This window comes from Burkholderia sp. HMSC10F09 (assembly GCF_001806955.1).
GTDB lineage: Bacteria > Pseudomonadota > Gammaproteobacteria > Burkholderiales > Burkholderiaceae > Burkholderia > Burkholderia multivorans.
Window position 1 is genome coordinate 250 of sequence record NZ_KV786750.1, and the last position, 9,404, is coordinate 9,653.

11 protein-coding genes are annotated in these 9,404 nt (G+C 68.1%); 10 read left to right on the plus strand and 1 reads right to left on the minus strand.

The window, feature by feature from the left end:
• The 9 genes from HMPREF3115_RS16645 to groL all read left to right on the plus strand — a co-directional run.
• Positions 1-1,933 (plus strand): beta strand repeat-containing protein (locus HMPREF3115_RS16645; RefSeq protein WP_371089499.1); only part of this gene is annotated, 1,933 nt, incomplete at its 5' end.
• A gap of 310 nt (positions 1,934-2,243) precedes the next feature.
• Positions 2,244-2,603 (plus strand): COG4315 family predicted lipoprotein, encoded by a 360-nt coding sequence (locus tag HMPREF3115_RS16650; protein WP_006406359.1) that lies wholly within the window; start codon positions 2,244-2,246, stop codon positions 2,601-2,603.
• 27 nt (positions 2,604-2,630) lie between these two features.
• The gene (locus HMPREF3115_RS16655; protein ID WP_070555229.1) at positions 2,631-3,146 is read left to right on the plus strand and encodes a sigma-70 family RNA polymerase sigma factor; all 516 of its coding nucleotides are present in this window, start codon (positions 2,631-2,633) and stop codon (positions 3,144-3,146) included.
• On the plus strand, positions 3,146-3,925 hold the full coding sequence (locus tag HMPREF3115_RS16660; protein WP_083302232.1) for an anti-sigma factor family protein: 780 nt from the start codon (positions 3,146-3,148) through the stop codon (positions 3,923-3,925). Before HMPREF3115_RS16655 ends, HMPREF3115_RS16660 begins: the two co-directional genes overlap by 1 nt.
• A 23-nt stretch (positions 3,926-3,948) precedes the next feature.
• Positions 3,949-4,368 (plus strand): cupredoxin domain-containing protein, encoded by a 420-nt coding sequence (locus HMPREF3115_RS16665; protein WP_053297569.1) that lies wholly within the window; start codon positions 3,949-3,951, stop codon positions 4,366-4,368.
• A 38-nt stretch (positions 4,369-4,406) separates the two neighbouring features.
• Positions 4,407-4,997 carry a LolA family protein gene (locus HMPREF3115_RS16670; protein ID WP_080559112.1) on the plus strand — a complete coding sequence of 197 codons (591 nt, stop codon included), beginning with the start codon at positions 4,407-4,409 and terminating at the stop codon, positions 4,995-4,997.
• Positions 4,998-5,036: 39 nt separating this feature from the next.
• Positions 5,037-5,546, plus strand: a complete 510-nt coding sequence (locus HMPREF3115_RS16675) for an SRPBCC family protein (RefSeq protein ID WP_070555235.1) — start codon at positions 5,037-5,039, stop codon at positions 5,544-5,546.
• A 374-nt stretch (positions 5,547-5,920) separates the two neighbouring features.
• Positions 5,921-6,214 (plus strand): co-chaperone GroES, encoded by a 294-nt coding sequence (gene groES / locus HMPREF3115_RS16680; RefSeq protein WP_006400974.1) that lies wholly within the window; start codon positions 5,921-5,923, stop codon positions 6,212-6,214.
• Between the two features lie 45 nt (positions 6,215-6,259).
• Positions 6,260-7,900, plus strand: coding sequence for a chaperonin GroEL (gene groL, locus HMPREF3115_RS16685; RefSeq protein WP_006400973.1), 1,641 nt, complete (start codon positions 6,260-6,262; stop codon positions 7,898-7,900).
• 153 nt (positions 7,901-8,053) lie between these two features.
• Here the strand turns inward: groL and HMPREF3115_RS16690 are convergent, their stop codons facing one another.
• A complete protein-coding gene (locus tag HMPREF3115_RS16690) occupies positions 8,054-8,920 on the minus strand; it encodes a bifunctional hydroxymethylpyrimidine kinase/phosphomethylpyrimidine kinase (RefSeq protein WP_070555238.1) in 867 nt (288 codons plus the stop codon).
• Positions 8,921-9,171: 251 nt separating this feature from the next.
• On the opposite strand from HMPREF3115_RS16690, the gene HMPREF3115_RS16695 reads away from it, so the two are divergent.
• Positions 9,172-9,342, plus strand: a complete 171-nt coding sequence (locus tag HMPREF3115_RS16695) for a rubredoxin (protein WP_006400971.1) — start codon at positions 9,172-9,174, stop codon at positions 9,340-9,342.
• Positions 9,343-9,404: the final 62 nt, after the last annotated feature.

Consider the following 9,404-nt stretch of genomic DNA (forward strand, 5'->3'; position numbering starts at 1 on the left):
TGCGCTGAGCGGTGTGGTCGATAAGGTGACGGGCGCGCTCGGCGGAGCCAATCCGGCTGGCGCACTGAACGGTGTCGTCACGACGGCACAAGGCGCAGTGAATTCGGTCACGGGGGCGCTCGGCGGCACGAATCCGGGCGGAGCGCTGAGTGGTGTGGTCGACAAGGTGACGGGCGCGCTGGGCGGAGCCAATCCGACGGGCGTACTGAACGGCGTCGTCACGACGGCACAAGGCGCGGTGAATTCGATCACGGCAGCACTTGGCGGCACGAACCCGACTGGCGCGCTGAACGGCGTCGTGACGACGGCACAGGGTGCGGTGAACTCCGTGACCGGCGCGCTGGGCGGCACGAACCCGACCGGCGCCCTGAACGGTGTCGTGACCACGGCGCAAGGTGCGGTGAACTCGGTCACGGGCGCACTGGGCGGCAGCAACCCGACGGGTGCACTGAACGGCGTGATCGGCACGGTGACCGGCGCACTGGGCGGCAACAATCCGACGGGCGCCCTGAACGGTGTCGTCACCACGGCGCAGGGCGCGGTGAACTCCGTGACGGGCGCACTGGGCGGCAGCAACCCGACGGGTGCACTGAACGGCGTGATCGGCACGCTGACCGGCGCACTGGGCGGCAACAACCCGACCGGCGCGCTGAACGGTGTCGTGACCACGGCACAGGGCGCGGTGAACTCGGTCACCGGCGCACTCGGCGGCACAAACCCGACCGGCGCACTGACCGGCGTCGTCAACACGGCCCAAGGCGCCGTCGGCGCTGTTACGAGCACGCTCGGCAGCGGCAACCCGACCGGCGCGCTGAGCAACGCCGTGAACACGATCACGGCCGGCCTCGGCGACCTGAGTGGCGGTTCCGGTCCGCTCGCCCCGGTGCAGGGCGCGGTGACGCAGCTCGCCGGCACGCTCGGCGGCAGCGATCCGGCTGCAGTGCTCGGCAATGCGGTGAACACGCTCACCGGCACGCTGGGTAACCTCGGCGGCGGCGCGGGTCCGCTCGCGCCAGTGCAGGGTGTCGTCAATCAGGTCGTCGGCACGTTGTCCGGTGCGGCGGGCGGCGGCAGCCCGATCACGCCGATCACGAATCTCGTGAGCGGTCTGACGGGCGGCGGCAACCCGGCCGGCGCAGTGACCGGTGCACTGGGCTCGGTGACGGGCGCACTCGGCAATCTGGGCGGCACGAACCCGCTCGCGCCGGTGCAGGGCGTCGTCACGCAGGTCGTCGGCACGCTCGGCAATGCCAACCCGACCGGCGCGCTCAGCGGCGCGCTGAGCTCGGCCACGGGCGCGCTCGGCGGCGCAGTGAGCTCGGTAACGGGCGCACTGGGCAACCTCGGCGGCGGCGCAGGTCCGCTCGCTCCGGTGCAGGGCGTCGTCAACCAGGTCGTCGGGACGCTGTCCGGCGCAGCAGGCGGCGGCAACAGCCCGATCGCGCCGATCACGAATCTCGTGAGCGGCCTGACGGGCGGCGGCAACGCGGGCGGTGCAGTGACCGGTGCGCTCGGTTCGGTGACGGGCGTGCTCGGCAACGCCGGCGCATCGCTGTCGCAGACGGTGGGCACGCTGACCGGTGCAGCCGCGAGCGGTTCGTCGGCGATCGGCCAGGCGGGCAGCGCACTGTCGGGCGTGGCCGGTTCGGGCGCGGCGGCGGGCGGCAGCCTGCTCGGCTCCGGTGCCGCTGCCGGCGGCAGCGTGCTCGGCTCGGGCGCGAGTGCGGCAGGCAGCACGACCGGTGCAGTCGGTGGACTGCTGACGGCCGGCGGTAACGCGGCCGCCACGGTCGTCAACGCGGTCGGCACGACGCTCGGCGCGGCGCCGGGCCTGTCGGTCTCGACGCACTCGAACGGCACGAGCGTGGCGAACAATCCGCTGGCACCGGTGTCGTCGCTGATCCAGTCGCTGAGCGGCGCGCTGTCGAAGTAACGCCGGAGCAGTACGCGCGGCGGCATTGTCCGCTGCGCATCCGGTCGTAGGGCGCGGCATGACGGTAACGTCATGCCGCGTTTTGTTTGGTGTCGCGCATTCGTGCGCCGACCCATCGCAGTCACATCGAGCATCGGCACGATCGCGAGATTGCGCGATGGAAGATTGCAAGACCGCATGGAATAACCTGCCAGGCCCGTTCGTTTACGTACCGGGACGCGACTCGCTCGCGCGGCGCATCATGATCGCGATGCAGTCGGCGCCCCGTGAACGCATGCGATGTCGCATCGCGACGCCAAGGAGAACGGGAATGAAAACGATGTTGTTCGCCGTCGCGCTGACGGCTGCGATCGCGCGGCCGGCGGCCGCGGAACCGCCGCAGGTCGGCGACGGGAAGCTGGTCGACGACGAGCACATGACGCTCTACGTGTTCGACCGCGACGCACCGGGCAAGAGCGCGTGCACGGGCACGTGCGCGGCCAACTGGCCGCCGGCGCTCGCCGATGCGTACGACAAGCCGTCGGGCGCACTGAGCGTCGTCGCGCGCGACGACGGCAAGATGCAATGGGCGTACAACGGTCGTCCGCTGTATCGCTGGAAGATGGATCGCAAGGCCGGCGATGCGGGCGGCGACGGCGTCGGCGGCGTCTGGCACGTCGCGCATCCCTGACGGCCGTGCCGCGCGCGGGATCGTCGCATGAGCTACGAATCGGACCTGCTGGTGTGGCTGCCGCATCTGACGCGGTATGCACGCGCGCTGACGGGTGATCGGGCCTGGGCGGACGATCTCGTGCAGGATACGCTCGAGCGCGCGCTGAACCGGCCGCCGCGCGATGCCGGCAATCTGCGCGCGTGGCTGCTGACGCTGCTGCGTCACCGCTTCATCGATCAGGTGCGCGCGCGGCATGAAGTGGCCGTCGACGACGCGACGGCGCCATGGCAGACGCTCGCCGCACCGCCCGGCGACGTGGGCGGCCTGATGCTGCGCGACGTGCAGCGCGCGCTGTACCGGCTGCCCGTCGAGCAGCGCGAGGTGCTGCTGCTGGTCGCGCTCGAAGAGCTGAGCTACCGCGATGCCGCGCAGGTGCTCGGCGTGCCGGTCGGCACGGTGATGTCGCGGCTGTCGCGCGCGAGAGAGCAGATGCGGGCGCTGCTGTCCGGCGAACCGGCCACGCATGGCACGGCCGCGTTACGGGTGATCGGGAAGACATGATGGACGAGTCGCGTACACCTTCGGACGATCGGGACGACGAAGCGTCGGCGCAGCTGTTGTCGGCGCTGCTCGACGGCGAGCTGTCCGCGCACGAACGCCGCGAGGTACTCGAACGTCTGCAGTCGGATCCGCGCGAAGCGGACCGGTTCGCGCATTACCGCGCCCAGCGCGATGCCCTGCACGCGTTGTTTCCGCTGCCGCCCGCCACGTCGGCGCTGTTCGTGCAGCGCCGCGCATGGCGCCGGCCCCGATTCGCCTACGCGCTCGCGGGGCTCGCGGCAGGGCTGCTGATCGGCATCGCGCTGCACGCGGGCTGGACCGCACTGCGTACCGCTCCGGAATTCGCTACGCGCGCCGATGCGGCGTACGCTGTCTATGCGGCAGACCGCGACCATCCGGTGGAAGTCGATGCGCGCGACCCGGACCGTCTGGCCGCGTGGCTGTCCGCGCGGCTCGGGCGGCCGGTGCGTGCGCCGTCGCTCGGCGAATACGGTTACGCGCTGCTCGGCGGCCGTCTGCTGCCCGGCGACGCAGGGCCGGCCGCACAACTGATGTACCAGCGCGCGGACGGCGACCGCGTGACGCTCTACATGACCGCCTACGACGCGCGACGCGTGGCGCCGCAGCCGTTGTCGGCCGACGGGCGCTACACGTATTTCTGGTCGGATCGCGGCATGGGTTATGCGCTGTCGGGCGGTGGCGACGAACGGCGCGTTCGCGAACTCGCGATCGAGGCGTGCGGCGCACTCGGCGGACCGGTCGGCGCGTGGAGCGGCTGACGCGCGTCCGCACGGAGCGAACGATGAAAGCGATGGCGGCGGTATGGGCAGGGCTGGTTGTGCTCGCAGCAGGCACCGGATTTGCCTACGCGGACGACGATGCCCCGGTGCGCGTGCCGGTCGATCCGGACGGCGTACAGCGCGTGACGATCGTCGGCGGCAGTTATTTCTTCCGGCCGAGCCACGTGATCGTGACGGCGCGGGCGCCCGTCGAGCTGACGGTGTCGGCGGAGCCGGGGATCGTGCCGCACAGTTTCCGGATCGATGCGCCGCAGGCCGGCATCGACGTGCGCACCGAACTCGCCACGACGCCGCGCACCTTCCGCTTCACGCCGACGCAACCGGGCCGCTTTGCCTACTATTGCACGCACCGGTTGCCGTTGTTCGGCAGCCATCGCGCGCGCGGCATGGAAGGCGTCCTGGACGTCGAGGCGGCGCCGTGATCGCCGCGTTGCTGGCCGCGAGCCTGATAGGAGCGAGCATGACAGCCGATCCCGTGACCGTTGCGCAGTCGCAGTTCGACCACGTGCACTCGTACCGCGCGACGATCCGTTCGACCGCGAGAAGCGGCGAGCACACCGAAATCCGCTATGCCTATCTGAAACCGGGCTTCGTCCGGATGGACTTCGTGTCGCCGCACCACGGCGCGGTGCTCGCGTACGATCCTGACGACGGCAAGGTTCGGCTGCGTCCGTTCGGCGTGCATATGCCGCCGGCGCTGACGCTGTCGCCCGACAATCCGATGGTGCGCGACCGTAGCGGCCATCGCGTCGACCGGTCGGACGTCGGCCAGCTGCTGCGCAACGTGCACGCGCTGCAGCAGGGCGGGGCGACGGTGAGCGAAGGCGAGGAGGCGGTCGGCGGCCGCACGACGTTGCGCGTATCGGTGACGGGCGCGCCGGCGCAGGCGGTGGACGGCGTCCATCGCTACCGATTGTGGCTGGATACCGAGGACGGATTTCCGCGCAAGGTCGTCAGCTTCGCGGACGACGACGGCGAGCCGCTCGAAACGGTGACGCTCGACGACATCGAGCTCGACGTCGCGTTCCCCGAGCGTTTTTTCGCGCCCTGATCCTGATTCGACGCTGCGCGACGGCGCGCCGGAGGCTGCATGGCGGAATACCGGTTTTCGACGACGTGGCACGTGGACGCGCCGCTGATGGCCGTCTGGGATGCGATCTACCAGGTCGACCGCTGGCCCGACTGGTGGAAGGGCGCCGTGCGGACCGCGGAACTGGAGGCCGGCGACGCGCGCGGCGTCGGGGCGCTGCACCGCTATACATGGAAAGGCGCGCTGCCGTACCGGCTGACGTTCGACATGCGCGTGCGGCGCGTCGAGCCGCCGCACGTGCTGGAAGGCCGCGCGAGCGGTGCGATCGAAGGCGACGGCCGCTGGTCGTTCGTCGCCGACGGCGCGCGCACGGTCGTCCGCTACGACTGGCACATCCGCACGCACGCGCGCTGGATGAAGTGGCTGGAACCGATCGCGCGGCCGCTGTTCACATGGAATCACGATGTCGTGATGCGCGACGGCGCGAAAGGCCTCGCGCGGCTGCTGGGCGCGACGGTCGAGACCGACGGCCGGACGTTCCGGCCGCTCGAGGGCTGCCCGGAAGCGTGACGCCGACGCCAGCCGGTCGCGTCCCGCCGGCAGGGCCGACGCACTTTTTTCAACGTACGCGAAATAGTGCGGAACTCGCCGCGGTCCTGCTGTCCAATCGGGGAACGATGATCGGGGAATCCCCTAACACGGGCGGCCGCCGGTTTCGCATCGAATCTCCATCCCGTTGTTTCAAAAGGATTTTTCTGCATTTTCCTGCCTTCCCGCGCGCCCCGCGCGGCGCAAAAAAAGCCCCGGTATCTCTTCTTGAATTTGTCAAAACCCGTCCATATAATTAGCACTCGCTGCACGAGAGTGCTAACAATTCTCTGCCGGGCCTCTGGCCGGGCAGGTTCCCTAAGCGTTCTTCAATCTCAGTCAAGAGAGGAGTGAATATGAACCTTCGTCCTTTGCACGATCGCGTGATCGTCAAGCGCCTGGATCAGGAAACCAAGACTGCCTCGGGCATCGTGATCCCCGACGCAGCTGCTGAGAAGCCGGATCAAGGCGAAGTCCTGGCCGTCGGCCCGGGCAAGCGCGACGACAAGGGCGCCCCGATCGCACTCGACGTGAAGGTCGGCGATCGCGTGCTGTTCGGCAAGTACGCGGGCCAGACCGTCAAGGTCGACGGCCAGGAGCTGCTGGTCATGCGCGAAGAAGACATCATGGCCGTGGTCAACGCGAAGTAAGCGTCCACAACGGTACATATTCCCAAGAATTCAAGGAGTTAGAAGATGGCAGCTAAAGACGTCGTATTCGGCGATTCGGCCCGTGCGAAGATGGTCGAAGGCGTGAACATTCTCGCCAACGCAGTGAAGGTCACGCTCGGTCCGAAGGGCCGCAACGTCGTGCTCGAGCGCAGCTTCGGCGGCCCGACGGTCACGAAGGACGGTGTGTCGGTCGCGAAGGAAATCGAGCTGAAGGACAAGCTCCAGAACATGGGCGCGCAAATGGTCAAGGAAGTTGCTTCCAAGACCAGCGACAACGCAGGCGACGGCACGACGACGGCAACCGTCCTCGCGCAATCGATCGTCCGCGAAGGCATGAAGTACGTCGCATCGGGCATGAACCCGATGGACCTGAAGCGCGGTATCGACAAGGCCGTTGCAGCTGCCGTCGAAGAGCTGAAGAAGATCAGCAAGCCGTGCACGACGAACAAGGAAATCGCGCAAGTCGGCGCGATCTCGGCGAACAGCGATTCGTCGATCGGCGATCGCATCGCTGAAGCGATGGACAAGGTCGGCAAGGAAGGCGTGATCACCGTCGAAGACGGCAAGTCGCTCGCCGACGAGCTCGACGTCGTCGAAGGCATGCAGTTCGACCGCGGCTACCTGTCGCCGTACTTCATCAACAACCCGGACAAGCAAGTCGCCGTCCTCGAGAACCCGTTCGTGCTGCTGCACGACAAGAAGGTCTCGAACATCCGCGATCTGCTGCCGGTGCTCGAACAAGTCGCGAAGGCAGGCCGTCCGCTGCTGATCATCGCTGAAGACGTCGAAGGCGAAGCGCTGGCTACGCTGGTCGTCAACAACATCCGCGGCATCCTGAAGACCGTTGCGGTCAAGGCGCCGGGCTTCGGCGATCGTCGCAAGGCGATGCTGGAAGACATCGCGATCCTGACCGGCGGCCAGGTCATCGCGGAAGAAACCGGCCTGACGCTCGAGAAGGCAACGCTGGCAGAACTGGGCCAGGCGAAGCGCATCGAAGTGGGCAAGGAAAACACGACGATCATCGACGGCGCAGGCGAAGCGGCGAACATCGAAGCGCGCGTCAAGCAGATCCGCACGCAGATCGAAGAAGCGACGTCGGACTACGATCGCGAGAAGCTGCAAGAGCGCGTGGCGAAGCTCGCCGGCGGCGTGGCAGTGATCAAGGTCGGTGCTGCGACCGAAGTCGAAATGAAGGAAAAGAAGGCACGTGTCGAAGACGCGCTGCACGCAACCCGCGCTGCCGTTGAAGAAGGCATCGTCCCGGGCGGCGGCGTTGCGCTGATCCGTGCACGCACCGCGATCGCATCGCTGACGGGCGCGAACGCAGACCAGAACGCCGGCATCAAGATCGTGCTGCGCGCAATGGAAGAGCCGCTGCGTCAGATCGTCACGAACGGTGGCGAAGAAGCGAGCGTCGTCGTGGCGGCCGTTGCTGCAGGCAAGGGCAACTACGGCTACAACGCAGCGACGGGCGAGTACGTCGACATGGTTGAAGCCGGCGTCGTCGACCCGACCAAGGTCACGCGCACCGCACTGCAGAACGCAGCTTCGGTTGCCGGCCTGCTGCTGACGACGGACGCAGCCGTCGCAGAACTGCCGAAGGAAGATGCACCGATGCCGGGCGGCATGCCGGGCGGCATGGGCGGCATGGGCATGGACATGTAATCGACTTCGGTCGATGAAGTCCGGAGCGCGCAGCGATGCGTGCTCCAGCCAAATAAAAAGACCCGCAGCGATGCGGGTCTTTTTTTATCTGCGCGCGGCGCGAAGGGGACGGCCGGCGGGCGAATCGGCGCGATCCGAAGGCCGCGCGCCGACTCAATGCCGATGGGACGTCCGCGGCAGCGGTTCGACCGCGGCGGCCGGCGGCGCATCGGCGTCCTCGTTGCTGCGCGCCCAGAAGAAGCGGTCGGGCAGATGCGCGCCCATCCCGGGCCGGAACGCGTCGCGTACCGCCTGATACAGATATTCCTGCGCCTCGCGCACGGCCTCGGGCGGCTCCTGGCCGTTCGCGAGCAGCGCCGCGATCGCCGCGCCGAGCGTGTCGGTGATCCCCATCAGCCGGTGCGGCGAGCGATCCCACATGTCTTCGCGCAGCTGGCCTTCCTCGCCGTACAGCGTGTTCACGAGCCGGTGCGAGCCCGTTTCCGACGACAGGATGTATTCGCAGCCCTGCGACAGCAGATGCGACACGGCCGCATCCAGATTCGGCGCTTCCGCATCGCCGTCCGGCTGCGCGAGCGCGATCAGCGTCGCGTGATCGGCGACGAGCAGCGTCGTCTGCGGCGCGAGCAGATCGGCGATCGACTCACGCAGATCGTCGGCGGCGAGCACGTGCTCGTCGTCGAGCGTGAAGTCCGGCGCGAGCACCAGCGGCACGCCGTCGTAGTCGGCGACCACTTCGGCGATCGCGCTGACGACTTCCGCGCGCGTCGCCGCGCCGATCTTGAACGCGGCGACCGGCATGTCCTCGAGCAGCATGCGCGCCTGCGCGGCGACGACGTCGGGATCGAGGCCGGTCACTTCATCGCAGGCAGCCGAGTCGCGCACGGTATAGCCGGTGAGGACGGACACGCCGTGGCAGCCCATGCTCGCCAGGGTCATCAGATCGGCTTGGAGGCCGGAGCCGCCGGTGGGATCGGACAGGCCGAAGGTGAGGACGATCGGAGGGGCGTTGCTGGACATGGAAAAAAGGGCAAGAAAAATACGGGGAAGCGACGGAGGTGCGGCGGCAGCAGGCGACGGGCCGTCGGGCCCCGTGTTGCCCGGCAGGCCGCACTGTGCGCCCATTATGCGGCGGAATCCGATCGATACGACGGATTTTTTAGCGCAGCACAACGTAGTCGCTGCACTCCAGCGCGATTGCTAGGCAGTCCGGCCCCGACACGGTACCATCATGGCTCCCGAATTTACCGACTTTCCCGACGCGGCTTAAGATGGAATACAAGAGCTGGATGTGCCTGATTTGTGGCTGGATTTACGACGAAGAAGCCGGGCTGCCGGACGAGGGCATTGCCCCGGGCACGCGCTGGGAAGACGTTCCGATCAACTGGACGTGTCCTGAATGCGGCGCCCGCAAGGAAGACTTCGAAATGGTCCAGATCTGATCGGACCTTTGCCGCACGGACACTCCGCTTTGGCCTCGCGCGGGTCCGGCGCTCGCGCGCCG